The following is a 16144-nucleotide window of genomic DNA, read 5'->3' on the forward strand; positions in this document are numbered from 1 at the left end:
AATCGCTTCCGTGCAATGAAAGGTGCATGCTCTGCACCCGCTAAGCTAGAAGGCATGAAGATTGCCACCTGGAACATCAACTCAATCCGCGCCCGTGAGAACCGCGTCGAAGACTGGCTCGACGAACACGACGTTGACGTGCTCGCCCTGCAAGAAACCAAAACCAAGGACGAAACCTTCCCCTTCGACCTCTTCGAATTCATGGGCTACGAGGTTGCGCACTTCGGCCTGAATCAGTGGAATGGCGTGGCAATCGCCTCCCGAGTTGGCCTCGAAGACGTGCAGCGCGGCTTCGATAATCAGCCGCACTTCGGTAAGACCGGCGAGCCCGAGGTGCTGGAGGCGCGCGCGATCGGTGCGACCTGCGGCGGCGTGCGCGTCTGGAGCCTCTATGTGCCCAACGGCCGCGGCCTGACCGACCCGCACATGGACTACAAGCTCCGCTGGATGGAGGCGCTGTGCCAGAACGTGCACAACGAACTGGCTGCTAACCCGCAGTCGCAGCTCGCCCTGGTCGGTGACTGGAACGTCGCCCCCGAGGATGCCGACGTGTGGGATATAGACTACTTCCTGCGCAACGAAATGACCCACGTTTCCGAACCCGAACGCCGCGCCTTCGCCGCCCTACTCGAAGAGGGCATGGTGGATGTAGTACGCCCGCACACTCCGGGCGAGTACACCTACTGGGACTACCAGGCGGGCCGCTTCACCAAGGATGAGGGCATGCGCATTGACTTCCAGCTGTTCTCGCCCGCGCTCGCCGCGCGCGTGGAACGCGCCTGGATCGATAAGGTGGAACGCGCCGGTGAAGGCGCAAGCGACCACACGCCGGTCGTGGTTGAGATTGCCGACTAATCCGAGCGTATAGCTTGCCGTAGAACCGCGTGCAGTAAGGAGGCGGGGGAGGGGCCCCCGCCTCCTTGCTGTATCTGCCGGTGCTTCTGTCCTGTGTTTCTGCGCGCCTGCTCCTGGGTTTCTGCCAATATTTCAAGGTTTTCTGTGTGGCTTAGTTGAAAAGTTCGGCTAGCCGAACTATTGTTAAATTCCGCCCGGGACGACAGGCAAAAGCGCATTATGATGCCTGCGCAGACACAACCGTGTCCCTAGCGTCCCGGCGCGGCAAATCCCATACATCAACCACATACTCAAACCCGTGACTTCCAATGAAGGATGCCTCATGAACGCTTTCACCCCCGCAGGCAGCAACGCACGCCGCCTCGTCCAGGCGCTCTGCGCCGCCCTCGCACTCACCCTGCTACTCGTGCTCACCGGCTGCGGTAGCACCTCCAGCACCACCGAAGGCGCTAAGAGCAGCAGCGGCAAGAAGACCGTGCTCACCACCTTCACCGTGCTCGCAGACATCGCCCGCAACGTGGCAGGCGACGACCTGAACGTCGAATCCCTCACCAAGCCCGGCGCAGAGATTCACGAGTACGAGCCCACCCCCTCCGACCTGAAGAAAGCGCACGCCGCAGACCTGGTACTCGACAACGGCCTCAACCTCGAATCCTGGTTCACCAAGTTCGTCAAGGACTCCAACGCTAAGCACGTGACCGTCTCCGAGGGAGTCACGCCCATCTCCATTACCGAGGATGCCTACGCGGGCAAGCCCAACCCCCACGCCTGGATGAGCCCCAGCAACGTGCAAAAGTACGTGGACGTGATGATTCGCGAATTTAGCACCCTCGACCCCACCCACGCCGCCGACTACAAAAACCGCGGCGAAGCCTACAAGAAGCAGCTGCAGGGCGTGCGTGACGAGCTCGTCAAGGAAATCTCCACCCTGCCCGAAAACCAGCGCGCACTCGTCACCTGCGAAGGCGCCTTCTCCTATCTGGCAGCCGACGCAGGTCTGAAAGAAAAGTACATCTGGGCGGTCAACTCCGAACAGCAGGCAACCCCCTCGCAGATTTCCTCCGTCATCGACTACGTGCGCCAGAACCAGGTGCCCGCCGTGTTCTGCGAATCCACCGTCTCTGACAACCCGATGCGCCAGGTAGCAGACGCCACCGGCGCACGATTCGGCGGCGTGCTCTACGTGGACTCCCTCTCCGAAGCGAACGGCCCCGTGCCCACCTACCTAGACATGATTCGCTACGACGCCCGCACCATCGTGGCGGGCCTGAAAGGCGAGCAGAAAAAGTAACCGGCCGGGCTCATCAGCTTCACCGCACCCCCAAGAAACTTCGAAAGAAGAAACCTCGAAAGAACCACCGAATGTCACTTCTCACTTGCGATAACGTACACGTGAACTACGGGCCCGTCCGTGCCCTCACCGGCGCCTCCTTCACCCTGGGCACCGGACGTATCTGCGGCCTGATCGGTATGAACGGCTCCGGCAAATCAACCCTCTTCAAAGCCATCATGGGGGTCGTGCCCATGCACGCCGGCAGCATCACCCTCGACGGGCAGCCTGTCGGCGGCAACCGCACCGGCAGCCGCAGTAAGAACGCACACCGCCACCGCGCCGGACTCGTCAGCTACGTGCCGCAGAGCGAAGAAATCGACTGGACCTTCCCCATCTCCGTACGTGAGGTGGTCAACATGGGGCGCTACCGTAACCTCGGCATCACCCGCCACCTGCGTGCCGCAGACCGTGCCGCCGTGGATGAGGCGCTCGCCCGCGTGGAACTGACCGACCTTGCCGACCGTCAGATTGGGGCGCTCTCGGGCGGTCAGCGTAAGCGCGCCTTCGTGGCACGCGCTATCGCCCAGGGTGCCCAGCTGCTGCTGCTGGATGAGCCCTTCGCCGGCGTGGACAAGCGCAGCGAGGCGATGCTCATGCAGGTCATCAAACAGCTGCGCGACGAGGGCGCAACCGTGCTGGTTTCCACGCACGACTTGGCGACCCTGCGCCAGTTCGCCGACGAGGCGCTACTGCTGCGCGGCGAGATTCTGATGCACGACACCCCGGAGAAGGTGCTCGCCCCCGAGAACCTGGTGCGTGCCTTCGGCATGGAAGTGGACGCCGGCGCGTCGGTCGCTACCGCTGCCCCCGGCGCTGCTACCTCCGGCACTACTACGATCAGCTCTGCGGAAGGGAAGAACTAAATGGACATCCTCAACTTTCTGGTGGAGCCGCTGACCCTGCCCTTCATGCTCCGCGCATTCGTGGTCACCGTCATTGCCGCCGCCGTCTGCGCCCTGCTGTCCTGCTGGCTCGTGCTGCTCGGCTGGTCGCTTATGGGCGACGCGATCTCGCACGCGGTGCTACCCGGCGTGGTGCTCGCCTACATTTTCGGTGCGCCCTTCGCGGTGGGTGCGGTCATTGCCGCGCTCCTGGCAGTGGCGCTCATCGGCGGGGTGCGGCGCAGCGGCCGCGTGCGCGAAGACGCCGCGATCGGCATCGTGTTCACGACCATGTTCGCGTTCGGTCTGGTGCTGATTTCGGTCACGCCGTCGAATACGGACCTGAACCATATCCTCTTCGGTAACGTGCTGGGTGTGTCCTGGTCGGACGTCTGGCAGGTCGCCGTCCTCGCGGTGGTGGTTGCCGCCGTGCTGATGGTCAAGCGCCGCGACTTCGTGCTGTACGCATTCGACCCGGGCTTTGCGCAGGCGGTGGGGTTGCGTCCGCGTCTGCTCGGCGCGCTGCTGCTCATTATGCTGGCGCTGACTTCCGTGGTGGCGCTGCAGATCGTGGGTGTGGTGCTGGTCGTGGCGATGCTCGTCATCCCCGGCTCCACCGCGCGCCTGATAACTGACCGGTTCGTGCCGATGCTCGCGGTGAGCGTGGGAGTCTCCCTGGTGGGCACGCTGACCGGCTTGTACGCCAGCTACTACGCGGACGTATCCCCCGGTGGTGCCGTGGTCGTCACGCAGGGCATACTGTTCGCCCTGGCGTACGTATTCGCCCCGCGCTACGGTCTGCTGGGCAGGATGCGCGCCCGCCGACTCAGCACTGCCGCAACGAAAACTGAGCCCTCAGCTTCCTAAAACTAACTCAATACAGCGCTAGGCGGAGGCCCTTCATGGGACCTCCGCCTAGCGCTATTTTCTGAAATTCTAGGGTGCCGCTACCGCCCTGTATCTAGCGCACCGTGCGGGACACGAACAGGGAGGCGGTCGCCTCCGCACCCAACGGAATAATGGTACCGCCGGGCTTCACCGCACCGGCCGCGTCCGTCTCGTGCAGGTTGCCGGAACCGGCACCGACCACGCTCACGTTCACCGCCTCCGAGAAGGGCGCACCCTCCTCAATGTGCAGGCGCACGCCGGGCACAAAACCGTGGCCCTGCAGGTAGCGCAGCAGGCGCGGGTCGTCATCGTTGATGCGTTCGAGCACGACTGTTTCGCCGGGTTCGCACTGGCTCAGCGGCACGGTCTGCGGAAAACTAATATGCCCCGAAGAGTCCGGGATCGGGTCGCCGTGCGGGTCGCGGGTCGGGTGCCCCAGCAGGGTGTCGATGCGGTCCACCATGAAGTCGGATACCGCGTGCTCCAGAACCTCCGCCTCGTCGTGCACACGGTCCCAGGTGTAGCCGAGGGTCTCCACGAGGAACGTCTCAATGAGGCGGTGGCGGCGAATCATCGCCAGCGCGTAGGAGCGGCCGGTTTCAGTGAGCTCAATAGCGCCGTAGGGCTGATGCTCAATCAGGTCGGCGGCGGCGAGGCGCTTGAGGCCGTCAGATACCGAAGAAATGCGCAGGCCCATGCGTTCTGCCAGGGCGGATGCGGTGGCAGGGGTTTTGGTCCATTCTTCGAGGCTCCAGATTTCCTTGAGGTAGTTCTGGGTGCTGACGGAAAGTTCTGAGAGAGGCATAAAGATAAGTCTACCTTTTCTCTGGTTTTGCCCGTCGAGCTGCAGGGTATTCAGCGCGGGCTTAAAGAGCGTCCCGCCCGGATATTTCACCCCTGGCAGGGGGTGACCATCACGGGCGGGACCAGGTGTTCGGTTCCGCGCTGGCAGGCACCGAAAGGCTGGCAGTCGCGAAAGAATGAGGGATGCGCGGCGGAGGTTAGGTGGCGCGGCGGCGCGAACGGTCAATACGGGTCAGCAGCTCGATGAGCGCACCGCGTGCCGCCTGCTCCTCGTGCCAGAGGGAGCGGACGAGGGTGCGGCTGACCGCCTGGGTGGTGATGCCGAGTGCGGTTGCGGCGGCCTTCTGCTGGCCGCGTACGCCGGGTACGAGCAGGTTTACTACGCGCCATTCGGCGTCGGTGCGGTCGGCGCATACGCGGTAGAGCAGGCGTGCGGAGCCTGCGGCGAGGTCGGCGAGGTGGCGGTTGTCGGCGCTGACGCTGATGCAGCGTACGGGTGCGCCTCCTTGTGCTTCTTCGACGGCGAGGCGTGAGAATTCGAGGGCGTCGCCGGTGCAGTCGGTGGTGCTGACGGCGCCGAGTGCGCCTGCGAATCGGGGGATGTTGAGCTCGCCGATTCCGATGCCGACCCAGAAGCCGTTATCGCGCGCGGCAATGAGCGCCGCGTGGAGTGCGTCGCTGGCGCGGTCGAATGCGCCCTGAATTTCGTCAGGGTATGTCTGGGCGAAGGCAACACGCGGGTTGAGCTTTGCGAGTTCGTCCGACAGTGCAGTGAGTGAGTGCTGTGCGGAACGTTGAATAAAGGTTAGAACGAACACCTTCCTATTATGCCGTAAAACCTTCAACAAGCGGCGTAAGGTTCGCCGTAATACCGGCAACATTTAAACCCCTAAAAATACGCATTGATAAGGGGAATTATCGTGAGCATGCACTGTGTGCAGAAATCCTCGAAAGGACGTAGAACACCCCCGAAAGGAAAATAATTTTCATGCAAGTGCACGTTGAATTATTCGCTTTCGGGGGCGTTGAGTGGAGTTGATAGACGGGGCTACCGCGGAACTACTGTGCGTTCGTTACCTGCGAGATATGCGGCAGCTGACGCAGCGGCTTCTGGAATACCATCACCACCAGCGACAGGAAAATGAACACCGCGTAGAACAGCGCCGTGTACGTAATACCCCAATCAACAATGAGGAAGCCTGCCAGCAGAACAGCCAGCGGGGTCAGTGCCATGTTCGGGATGCCCTGCACCGAATGCACGCGACCGATCATGTGCTCCGGGGTGGATGCGTTAATGTACGCAATGATGCTCGAATTGAAGGAGGGGAGCACAATACCCGCCAGCACAATCAGCAGGCACACCGCCCACAGCATCGAATGAACCACCGGCAGCAACAGGTAGCAGGCCGACATGATGGCCAGGGAGGTGATACCGAGTGGGCCGAGCGCAAACTTCTCGGTCAGCGGGCCGACCAGGAACGAACCGAGCAGCACGCCCACGCCGAAGGCGCTCGCAAAGATGCCGATGAAGAGCGGGTGTGCGCCCTCCAAGGTGTAGTAGTAGATGAAGGTGAGCGGAATGCCGACCGTTCCAAAGTTTGCAAGCGTTGAAACGAACGCGATGGACACCAGTACCTTGTTCTTCAGGATGTACTCGAAACCGGCTTTTGAGTCCTGCCAGAAGCTGGTTTTCTCGCCCTCTTCCTCTTCCGTGGGCTGCCGACTAGCACCGTAGCTCTTGGGTGCGACGATGAACGCCAGCAGGTTAACGACCGCGTGAACGGCGGTCATAAGCACGGTCGAAAAGCCGATAATGATGCCCGCAACAGGGCCACCCAGTAGGTTGGCGGTGGACTCACGCGTCTCACCCATACCGGAGGCGTACCCCAGGTGCTCCTTGGGGACTACACGGGTAATGATGGACTGCTCGCTCGGGTAGTCGAAGGTTGAAATGATGGCGGCGAGAGAAATCGTGATCACCAAAACGTAAATGTTGGTGACGTTGAAAACGAGGTAGAGAAGAATCGCCACCCAGGACAGTGACTGGCCAATACAGGACAGCGCCAGGCACTTTGAGGGGCCGATTCTGTCGACCCACGTTCCAGATACTGCTCCGGCGCAGGTGGCGAGAACACCCGCGACGAAGAGGGTGATACTCGCGGCCTCGGGGGAGCCGGTCAGCGCCAAAATAATGATGGGTGTGGTGATATAACTCATCGAGTCTGAGAGCTGGTTGGCTCCAATGGCGAAGAGAGTATTTCGAAAATCTCTATTCTTGAGTAGCTCGGTGTTGACACTCATGGGGGACCTCCACGATGGGGTTTATGGTGTCGCGCGGCGTGCAATCCGTCGTGCGTAGTTCATTGTGCGCAATTCGTAGCGCGCAATCGTATGAGTGAATACCCAGACAGTCGGCTGCGCCTGCCTGTATTCGTCTGTTTTTGCCTGTGCCCGCCGGTCATGACGGGCCCGCCGGTTATCACGGGGTGGTTGAGGATGCACGGGGCGGCTCATCGGGAGCCCCCGCACAAGAAGTGTGTCGCGCGATACTTTAGATTCTATAAGAGACGTTAATCATATACATGAACACTAGTTGAAAAACTTTCCTCATTTTGAGTATTGACATTAGGGTTAGTTTGACTATAATTCATTCTTGGTGCTTCCACCCAACTAAACCTCGGCTGAACCTCAGTTAAACCCGATTCCGGGCGCACCAAAGACGCCCCCCGCAATGTAGCTGGCGGGGGAGTGTAGAAGAGCGCAGAATAAGGGCTGCACTAGGTGCTACTCCACCAGGCCCGCGAAGCCCGACAGAGCCAGCACCTCCTCAACATCCTGCGGCACCGAACGCGCCACCCACGGCGAATGCACCAGCACCGCCCGCCACTGGCCACGCGACACCGCCACATTCAAACGATTCGGCGACAGCACAAACCCCGCACCGCGCCCGGAATCAACCCGCGACGACGCCAACGATACCAACACCACCGCAGCCTCCTGACCCTGGAACTTATCCACCGTACCCACACGCACGCCAGCACCCGAAGAATCCGCCAAACCAGCGGCAACCAGCGCCTCACGCACACAATCAACCTGCGCGTTATACGCCGCCACCACAATGCAATCCTCCGCCGCCAGCGGGCGCGGCTCAGCACCAGCCGCCGGGACCCACTCATTGCCCAACAGCTCGCGCACGCAATCCACGACCGCCTGCGCCTCCTGCACAGACCGCACCGAACAGCCCGAATGCTCCACCGGATACGACACCACACCCGGCTCAACACCCCGCAGAGCACGACCAGCTGTCGACGCAGCGCTCGCCAGCGCGCCATCATACGACAGCCACGAAACGCGCTCGCACAACGCCGAATCCATGCGCCACGACTCACCCAAGAAATAGCCAAAACGAGGATCCAGCGCCGCCGCCCCATCAGACAACCAGCCCAACCCCGAAACGTCCACCGGGTACGGATGCACACCCGTCGACACCTGCGGCAACTGCTGCGGATCACCCAACAGCAGCACCGAACGCGCCGCACGAGCCGCCGCCACCGTATTCGTTAGAGAGAACTGGCCCGCCTCATCAACCACCAGAACATCCAGCGACCCGGCAGGCACGCGACGCTCACTCACGTAATCCCACACCGTACCGCCAAACAGCAGACCGCCCGCACCAGAAATCAGCTCCACCAGCTCAGAATCAGACACCTCCGACCACGGGGCGTCCGGAGTCACCGACTTGCCGCGTAGACGCACCGCACGCGAAACATCAAAACCATCACGGGCACAGCACGCCACCATGAGGTTCTCAATCACCGCATGCGACTGAGCCACCACGCCCACCTTCGCACCCTCAGCCACCAGGCGCGCAATCACGTGCGAGGCGAGGAAGGTCTTGCCCGCACCGGGAGGGCCCTGAACCGCCACATAGGAGCGGTCGAGGGCGCGAACCGCCGCGTGCACGGCATCCACCGTGGGCAGGTCAGAGGCAGAAAAATCAACCTCACGAGGTAGATTTTCTGTATTTTTGGCATTCAAAGCGCCCTTCTTGAGGCGCGGCGCGCGGCGGAACAACAAATCCGTGGAGGCGCTCTCCACCCCCGTCAGCGAAGCCGCCGCATCGAGCACGCTCTGCAGGGCGCGGGGCGAGGAGGGAGCCTCGGACGGCTCAGAATCTTCATCGGATACGGGGAGGTCAGGCATGAGCGCGCCATCGAAAAGCAGCCCGTGCACATCGGCCTGCAGAGCCGCCTCAATCGTCGCCGTAGACACCGGATCGCCAGGACCAATACCCGAAGGCAGGGCACCGTGCGGCTCATCCTTCACGCGGATGCGCTCCTGCAGAAGCACCTCCAAGAACTCACCGGTCGACTCTGCGCCAGCCGACTCTGCGCCAGCCTCTTCGGGGTCCGCAGAATCCACGGAACCGGCACCAAAACCGCCCTGCGCCACCGCCAGCACACGCAAGCCAAAGAAACCCGTCGCCGCCAACTCAGCGGGCACACGCTCACCCGGATTCGACGCACGGAAATAATTCACCTGCGACTCCATACGGTCCAGCGCAATCTGCGGGCTCAACCCCGCTTCATACACACAAAAAACCGCACGGTCAGAGGGCGCAATCACCAGGCTCGGGTCAGCCTCAATTCGCGCACGCAACAGGCGCACCTGCGCGCCGCGCACACGATACCAGCCGGGGGCGTCTTCAACCTCGGTGGGCTCCTTCATGGCGGCGGCTAGCGCCTCCAGGTCTGCGGGGGTATTCAGAAGAGCATGCGCATGCTCCACCGAAAGCACCTGCACCCGATTAAGGTACGCGTAATCGCGGCTCGCCACCCACGCCGTCGGGCCGTCCTCCAGGCGGCGAATGTGCTCACGCCAGAACGGGGCACGCTCGCGGCGGTGATAATTCGTCATGGACAACAGCATCGCCGCCTCAAGCTCACCGGCACCCCAGCCGTGCTCCGCCGCGTGCTCCTCCAGGGAGGCGAGCTGGGCATCCAGCAGGCACTGCAGGCGGTACTGTTCGCTGTCGTTCTCGACGGCGGCGGGCACCCGGTACATGACCGGGTGCTCCTCAGTTTCGGGATTCTCGGCGGTATCTTCGGCAGTGTCTTCGGTGACGAGCTCCGGGGCATCGGTCGCGAGGGCAAGAGAAGCCGCCGCGTTCAGGCACGCCGGGCACTCGTCGCAGGTCAGAAAATAGGGGATGCGCTCGGCAAGTTCCGCCGGTTCTACACCCTCGTTCAGCGCCTGGGTGAGCAGCAGGAGACGTTGCTCTTGCAGGCGAATTAGCGGCAGAATACGCGCCGAATCAACCCGGTGAGGTTGAGGAACGGGGGAGGAATGCTCAGTGGGCTCCGAATCAGGTTCTGCGCCGTACTCATCCGCGCCGTGCCCCAGATGAAGGTCGAGGCGCGCGGCATTCTCGGCACTCTCGGTTGCACTAGCGGTCAGCAGGTGCGCCGCCAGGGCACCTCGCAATAGTGCCCGATGTGCCGCCTCACCCAGGTGCGGGGTGCAGGCGATTCGGGCGGTATTGCTCTCGGAGGTGCTGTTCTCAGGCGAGTACTCCAGACGGTCGAGCTCCACCGTGTAGGTCAGCCCCGCCGCGGAGGTCGCCACCAGCGGCACCGGGCGCGCTGTGCCGCCCGCGTGCTCACTGCTGCCTACTCCACAGCCGACCATTCCACCGGCGGTTAGCGCCCGCAGGCACTCGCGGTACGCTTCGCGGGCGCGCTCCAACTTCTCGTGGGTCGGGTGGGCAGACTGCTTCTGCGCACGCTCCCGAAGCTCGGTGTAGAGCCGCAGCTCGCAGGCGGAGGTAGCGGTCAGATCAGCGAGGGTGAAGGTAAGGTCCATGGTGACTTTTCTGCTGGAGGAGAGAAACAAAGCGGGCGTGAAACCCTGCCGGGTGAGCGGGCGCGAGTCCCGGTTGAGGAGTCTGTCGGCACCCCGTGCCCCTCTCACCCCGAGAGGTTGATTTTCAGGTTTCACGTGAAACATTACAGAAAATCAACCTAAGTGGGATGATTTAGGGGGGATTTCGGGGCTATCCGGGTGAACACACTAGGAGACTGCACTCGCCGCGGCCGCGGTAGAAACTGCCGCCGCGGGCGCCGCCGAAGCGCTCGCCGCTACCGCAGAGGGGCTGGCAGAAGCACTCGGCGCAGTCGAACGGTTCGCAATCGCCGCCGCCGCCGCGTCCACGCGTTCCTTCGCGGCGGGCAGCGCATCCGCACCGCCCAGATCGTTCAGAATAATCGCGAAAATCAGGCGGGTGCCGTCGGGTCGGGTCGCCACACCGCACAGCGAAGACACCGTGTACAAGGTGCCGGTCTTCGCCTGCACAAAGGTGCGCGCGTGCACGGCGTTTGCCGCACCAAAACGACCGGTCAGGGTGCCGCTCACGCCCGCGACCGGGAACGTGCTCATCAGCTGCTCCGCATGCTCGTCAGCATTCAGCAGAGCCACAACCTGCACGAGGGTTCGGGCGGTCACGCGGTCCGTTAGGGACATGCCGCATACGTCCGCCTGCACCAGGTGTTCAATGTTCACGCCGGCGTCCACGAGCGCCTGGCGCACGGTCTGCTGTGCCGCTTCGCCGCTGCCTTCCTTACCGGCGGCAATGGCGGCGCAACGACCGAGAACCTCAGCCAGGGCGTTATCGGATTCGAGCATCATGTGCTGCGCCTGCTCAAGCAGGGTTGCCGATTCGACCGCGGCGATTTCGACCGCTTCCGCGGGGGCGGTGCGGCGCTCAGCCAGGGTGAAGCTCAGGCCGGACTCCTTGCCGGCGGTGTTGAGTGCATCCACGAACGCCTGCTGGGCGGCAACCGCCGCATCATCCGGGCGTACCGGGTTGCTTGCGGTCGACTTGCCCGGCACCGTGTGCGATTCGAGCGCAATCGGGTGGATGGGCGTGATCTGGCCGGACGCCACGTCGGCGTCTTCCCAGCCGGGGTTCACGCTGGGGCCGGTGAAGAAGGTGCCGTCCAGGTAGACGGGTAGCGCCGCGGTGGGCTTTTCGCCCTCGTTCAGTGCCTTCACGGTTAGCTCGGCGAGGGTGGTCAGGCCTGCGCGCCCCACGATCTGCTTCGGGTTGGAGGCGCCCGCACCGAGCAGGGTGTCGCCGCCTGCCATGAGGTACAGTCCGGCGGCGTCGCGGGTTACGCGGGTGCGCAGGCGCGCCTGCAGGTTCGCGTAGTGGTTGAGCGCGAACAGGGTCAGGATTTTGAACGTGGAGGCGGGCACGTGCGCGGTGTCGGCGTTGGCGGCGTACAGGTCGGCGGGTGCGGTGGTTGCCTTGATCCTGGGTAGGTTGCCGTCCATGCCGGTGACGAGCAGGCTGTACTGCGGGTAGGTGCCGTCTGCGAAGAGCGCGGTGAGGGCGTTGCGTAGCTGCTCCTGTTCGGCCTCGGGCAGCGCGGGTGCGAGGGTCGGGGTGGCGCTCGGGGTTGCGGAGGCGGTCGCCTCGGCGGTGCCGGACGCGCTGCCGCTGGGGCTTGCGGAACCTTCGGGGCGTTTCTGTTCGGTTGCGGCGGATCCGCAGGCGGTGAGGAGGAGCATGCCGCCGAGGGTGAGGGCGGCGCGGCGGGTGAGGGTGGTGGTCTGGGTGTTGTGCTTGTTGGAAGGCATCTTTTGAGCATAGCGGGCGGATGGGGTGCCTATCGAATTTACGCGCCGGTGCTGGGATGCTCATGCCGTGTTCCGGCTGCCCCTCACGAACCCTATCTGGGCTGCCTGCATGGCGGCGGAGTGTGCTGGCAGGGTGTGCTGGCGCGCGTGGGACTAGGCGGAACGTTAACAGTGGTGTGAGCGTGGTAAATAACGGTGGTTTTGGCGCCGAATACGCGGTTTCGGTGTGCGTGAACGGGTTACAATGGGTGAGTTCAACACCTAACTTTCGCACCTTGCGCGCCGAAGTCGCCGCGAAAGTGACTCTAACTCACGAGAAAGAAGGTTCCGATGGAACTCGACGTCACTATTGAAATTCCCCGCGGCTCCCGCGTGAAGTACGAAGTGGACCACGAGACCGGCCGCCTGCGCCTGGACCGTGTGCTGTTCACCTCCATGCAGTACCCCACCGCTTACGGCTACTTCGAGAACACCCTCGGTGAGGACGGCGACCCGCTGGACGCAATGCTGATCCTGGACGTTGACGTTGTTCCCGGCGTGCTGGTTGAGTCCCGCCCGGTCGCAGTGTTCAACATGACCGACGAGGCTGGCGGCGACGCTAAGGTTCTGTGCGTTCCCACCGACAAGCGCTACGACCACATCAAGTCCCTGGCTGATGTTCCGGAGCAGCTGAAGGCTGAGATTCAGCACTTCTTCGAGCGTTACAAGGACCTGGAGCCCGGCAAGTGGGTTAAGGGCGAGGGCTGGGAAGACCTGGCTGCTGCTGAGAAGATGGTCCAGGAGGCTATCGACCGTTTCGCAGCTGAGGGTCACTAAGCTGCCGCACCGTTAGGTGCACCCGGTTTTTATCAGGGGGGCGTGTTCCCCGTGTCTGGTTTGTGCGAGTTTTCGTGCGTGCTGGAGGCGGTGGGCACGCCCCCTTTTGTTGTGCTCGGAGCCGTTGCCCAGGGCTTTGTTGAGGTCGATTTCAGCAAGTACTTTGTGCGGTGGGGTTTGTAATATTTCTGCAAGTTCAGATTTTTAAAGATATTTCTAAAGTTCTAGTTGCATAAACATTCAAGTTTAAAGTGAGATTTTAATAAATCTCAGGTTTACCTTGATATATATTTTTTCACGAGAATGAAATATTTGCTTGTGAATACTCAAAACGGTGAATTTTCAGAGTAGGGTTGAAGGAGTGCGGTGTAAGAGCGTCGACGAAGCGTAAACGCCACACACTATTGTCATCACTCAACTCAATTTAAGGACTATCATGTCTGAACTGTCACGCCGGCATGTGTGCCGGCTTTCGTCATTTGCCCTGGTAAGTTTCTTCGTAGCACCTCAGAGCACGGCATGGGGTATTCAGAGCTCTGTTGGGTCTCCCCAGCAAATAGATGGATGCACTGTTGCCCCGCTTCGTGAAGCATGGTTGCCGACTAATGGTGCAGATAATGTCATTCTGTGGTTTCAGCTCCTTCCCTTTTCGGGCCCCTATGCTGGGGTGCATGCGCTTCCGTCGGTAGAACTGATGGGGAATCAAGGAGAGCGATTCTTGTATGAGGTAATTCGCCCCCATATTCGCCGTGATACAGGGCAGTGGCTGTCTAAAATTCCTTCGGGTCAGCAGATTGTGGTAGAGCTTGAACAGCTGAGTGGATCGCAAGAATACATGGTGCAGATGAGCCGTTGGCAGCCGGGTTCTATGGGATTGACAAGCCATTCTCCTGAGGGGTACCCGGCTGCACCATCACTGACAGTGCGTGAGGACTCGGGTCTGAAGGTGGTTCGTGCGCGTGGTGCCTCAATAGAGAGCACTGAGTATTTTTGTGGTGTCTACCAAGGGGAGATGAAGGGAAACGCATCCCTTGGAGAAGATGACGGTGCGTTTATTCAAGCTCAGCGCTGGGAATGGGGTCTTGAGGTTGATAAAGATATTTCTCAGCCGGAAGAGTTGTTTCAACGAGGGTGCTTTGGTGTGTATTTCCCGGGTCGTAGCGAATACGGCGGATCTACTGTGTCGGCTTCCTATCGGATTAGTGTTAGGACGCCGGGAGGCGTATTGACATGTACCACAATAGCTGCCCCATAAAACAATTATGGGGGTAATCGCAGGGTTGTGGATTCGGGAAATCTTGCTCTGCAAAAAGAGATGATTGATAGGGGGTTGGTACAGATTTAATAGAATTAAACATCAAATCATCTTTATGTATAGATATTCAGGAAAAATTGGTGGGTTAGCATTCAAACTATTTGAATGCGTTTGAACTACATGGCTTAAGAAAGGAATACAATATGGTTGATTATAGTAAATCAAAGCATGTGAATGTTTTGGATTTTGGTGCAGACCCAACCGGCACGAAGGATTCCGCACCAGCAATTCAAAATGCCATTAACTCGGTGGCCGCTGTTCCCGGTGGTGGTTCTGTCGAGATTCCTTCGGGAATCTATCTTGTGAGTAATGATTTTATTAATCTCAGGGATAGGGTAGAGGTGTATGGTCATGGATTCTCAACACAAATTATTGGGTTTAATAAAAACCCGAAGATTTTAAGAGATGTTGATGGTGATGATATGGAGTGTCAGGGGGTATTTCATATGGGGTCATACAATACCTTTGTGGGTGATATGGGAACAAATATACCAATGCGTTTTGGGGTGCGGGATATGTTTATTCGTGCCGCCAATCTTAATCTTTTGAATCCTAATATTCGTAAAGGATTTTTTGAGTATCAAATTGCTCAGGGTAAGCATGTTGCTGATAATTATATACCGGATAATATTGCGGGCATTATTGTTCATACAAGATATGATATTTTTAATGAACCTGAAGCTGCCCCCATTATTTCAAATGTTGAAATCTGGGATACCGCAATCGGAATTGCCATCCTGGGTGAACATGATCGTGCTATGAAGGTTGATAAGGTCCGCATTCGTAAAACTCGCAGACAAGGGCTCTTGGTGGGAAAGCCGGTGGGTCATGTTCAGCGTAGAACAGAGAGTTTGAACTCTGGAGCTGCGGATAATAAGTTTGTGATGGTTGAGGTCTCTGATGCCAATCTTGGTGGCGGATATCATGGGGCAATTGAGGTGTATGGGGCTCAATGTAAATTTGTGGCATGTACCGCCTGGTTTGCTATTCGCAATAAGCCAAATTCCGACCTTTATCACGATAGAGATCAGTACCGCAGAAAGTCTGGTGCCGGGTGGGCAGTTTTTGGCGAACGGAATATGTTCATCGGATGTACCGCTCAGGAGAATGGCGGGCACGGGTGGGTCGTAGGTTTCAAGGATAATCAGTTTATGAATTGTCTAGGTGAGTCCTCGAGTCTCGAGAATTCACTTATTCTTAAGGGAACTGCACGCACTGATGAAGCAGCTAATTGGTATATTGGACGAAATGCTTCTGGAGCACGCCTAGTATCGCCGCGTTCGGCTAATCCGAAAGTTGGCCAGCGTTCCTCGCGTTACGGGTTTTATCTGGAGAATAAGCTGGATGATATTAGTATTGTGGCCGGTTCATCGCGTAATGCCCGTGATGGTAATAAATTGACTTCGAGTGACGGTCGGCACCTTTTCTTTAGGAGAGATCGCAGTGTCCCCTGGGGCAATTTCTATATTGATATTAATTTTGTGGTCTATAGAACCTCGCAAGATAATGAGATTAATCGGAATAGTCAAAATGACGTAAAAGTTTAATCATTCTGAAATAATTGCGCGGAGAGTGAATCCCGAGTATGTTCAAAGGGATTCACTCTTCTTCTAC

The 16144-nt window shown here is 59.8% G+C and carries 12 protein-coding genes; 7 read left to right on the forward strand and 5 right to left on the reverse strand.

The window, feature by feature from the left end:
* The first annotated feature begins 54 nt into the window (after nucleotides 1-54).
* From RM6536_RS04420 to RM6536_RS04435, 4 genes are all read left to right on the forward strand, one after another.
* Nucleotides 55-855, forward strand: a complete 801-nt coding sequence (locus RM6536_RS04420) for an exodeoxyribonuclease III (protein ID WP_060824205.1) — start codon at nucleotides 55-57, stop codon at nucleotides 853-855.
* Between the two features lie 322 nt (nucleotides 856-1177).
* Nucleotides 1178-2146 (forward strand): metal ABC transporter substrate-binding protein, encoded by a 969-nt coding sequence (locus RM6536_RS04425; protein ID WP_060824206.1) that lies wholly within the window; start codon nucleotides 1178-1180, stop codon nucleotides 2144-2146.
* Between the two features lie 71 nt (nucleotides 2147-2217).
* Entirely contained in the window at nucleotides 2218-3051 is an 834-nt protein-coding gene (locus tag RM6536_RS04430; RefSeq protein ID WP_060824207.1) for a metal ABC transporter ATP-binding protein, read from the forward strand.
* Nucleotides 3052-3936 carry a metal ABC transporter permease gene (locus RM6536_RS04435; RefSeq protein ID WP_060824208.1) on the forward strand — a complete coding sequence of 295 codons (885 nt, stop codon included), beginning with the start codon at nucleotides 3052-3054 and terminating at the stop codon, nucleotides 3934-3936.
* Nucleotides 3937-4030: 94 nt separating this feature from the next.
* On the opposite strand, the gene RM6536_RS04440 is transcribed toward RM6536_RS04435, so the two are convergent.
* The 5 genes from RM6536_RS04440 to dacB form a co-directional block, all read right to left on the reverse strand.
* Nucleotides 4031-4762, reverse strand: a complete 732-nt coding sequence (locus tag RM6536_RS04440; RefSeq protein WP_005504316.1) for a metal-dependent transcriptional regulator — start codon at nucleotides 4760-4762, stop codon at nucleotides 4031-4033.
* 196 nt (nucleotides 4763-4958) lie between these two features.
* Nucleotides 4959-5579: a hypothetical protein gene (locus RM6536_RS04445; protein WP_005507641.1), complete on the reverse strand. Its 621-nt coding sequence runs from the start codon at nucleotides 5577-5579 to the stop codon at nucleotides 4959-4961.
* Nucleotides 5580-5820: 241 nt separating this feature from the next.
* A complete protein-coding gene (locus tag RM6536_RS04450) occupies nucleotides 5821-7062 on the reverse strand; it encodes an MFS transporter (protein ID WP_060824209.1) in 1242 nt (413 codons plus the stop codon).
* Between the two features lie 483 nt (nucleotides 7063-7545).
* A complete protein-coding gene (locus tag RM6536_RS04455; protein ID WP_060824210.1) occupies nucleotides 7546-10623 on the reverse strand; it encodes a DEAD/DEAH box helicase in 3078 nt (1025 codons plus the stop codon).
* Nucleotides 10624-10830: 207 nt separating this feature from the next.
* The gene (dacB, locus tag RM6536_RS04460; RefSeq protein ID WP_060824211.1) at nucleotides 10831-12399 is read right to left on the reverse strand and encodes a D-alanyl-D-alanine carboxypeptidase/D-alanyl-D-alanine-endopeptidase; all 1569 of its coding nucleotides are present in this window, start codon (nucleotides 12397-12399) and stop codon (nucleotides 10831-10833) included.
* Between the two features lie 330 nt (nucleotides 12400-12729).
* Between dacB and ppa the strand changes: the two genes are divergently transcribed.
* From ppa to RM6536_RS08930, 3 genes are all read left to right on the forward strand, one after another.
* A complete protein-coding gene (gene ppa / locus RM6536_RS04465) occupies nucleotides 12730-13215 on the forward strand; it encodes an inorganic diphosphatase (RefSeq protein ID WP_005504328.1) in 486 nt (161 codons plus the stop codon).
* Between the two features lie 436 nt (nucleotides 13216-13651).
* Complete coding sequence (locus tag RM6536_RS09015) at nucleotides 13652-14470, forward strand: hypothetical protein (RefSeq protein ID WP_145974241.1); 819 nt, start codon at nucleotides 13652-13654, stop codon at nucleotides 14468-14470.
* Between the two features lie 203 nt (nucleotides 14471-14673).
* Complete coding sequence (locus tag RM6536_RS08930; protein WP_081094651.1) at nucleotides 14674-16077, forward strand: glycosyl hydrolase family 28-related protein; 1404 nt, start codon at nucleotides 14674-14676, stop codon at nucleotides 16075-16077.
* The last annotated feature ends 67 nt before the right edge of the window (nucleotides 16078-16144 follow it).

The organism is Rothia mucilaginosa, assembly GCF_001548235.1.
GTDB lineage: Bacteria > Actinomycetota > Actinomycetes > Actinomycetales > Micrococcaceae > Rothia > Rothia mucilaginosa_B.

Excerpts from the sequence above, each read along its gene's own strand:
- RM6536_RS04420 (WP_060824205.1), top strand. The coding sequence starts at position 55 with ATGAAGATTGCCACCTGGAACATCAACTCAATCCGCGCCCGTGAGAAC.
- RM6536_RS04425 (WP_060824206.1), top strand. The coding sequence starts at position 1,178 with ATGAACGCTTTCACCCCCGCAGGCAGCAACGCACGCCGCCTCGTCCAG.
- RM6536_RS04430 (WP_060824207.1), top strand. The coding sequence starts at position 2,218 with ATGTCACTTCTCACTTGCGATAACGTACACGTGAACTACGGGCCCGTC.
- RM6536_RS04435 (WP_060824208.1), top strand. The coding sequence starts at position 3,052 with ATGGACATCCTCAACTTTCTGGTGGAGCCGCTGACCCTGCCCTTCATG.
- RM6536_RS04440 (WP_005504316.1), bottom strand. The coding sequence starts at position 4,762 with ATGCCTCTCTCAGAACTTTCCGTCAGCACCCAGAACTACCTCAAGGAA.
- RM6536_RS04450 (WP_060824209.1), bottom strand. The coding sequence starts at position 7,062 with ATGAGTGTCAACACCGAGCTACTCAAGAATAGAGATTTTCGAAATACT.
- RM6536_RS04455 (WP_060824210.1), bottom strand. The coding sequence starts at position 10,623 with ATGGACCTTACCTTCACCCTCGCTGATCTGACCGCTACCTCCGCCTGC.
- dacB (WP_060824211.1), bottom strand. The coding sequence starts at position 12,399 with ATGCCTTCCAACAAGCACAACACCCAGACCACCACCCTCACCCGCCGC.
- ppa (WP_005504328.1), top strand. The coding sequence starts at position 12,730 with ATGGAACTCGACGTCACTATTGAAATTCCCCGCGGCTCCCGCGTGAAG.
- RM6536_RS09015 (WP_145974241.1), top strand. The coding sequence starts at position 13,652 with ATGTCTGAACTGTCACGCCGGCATGTGTGCCGGCTTTCGTCATTTGCC.
- RM6536_RS08930 (WP_081094651.1), top strand. The coding sequence starts at position 14,674 with ATGGTTGATTATAGTAAATCAAAGCATGTGAATGTTTTGGATTTTGGT.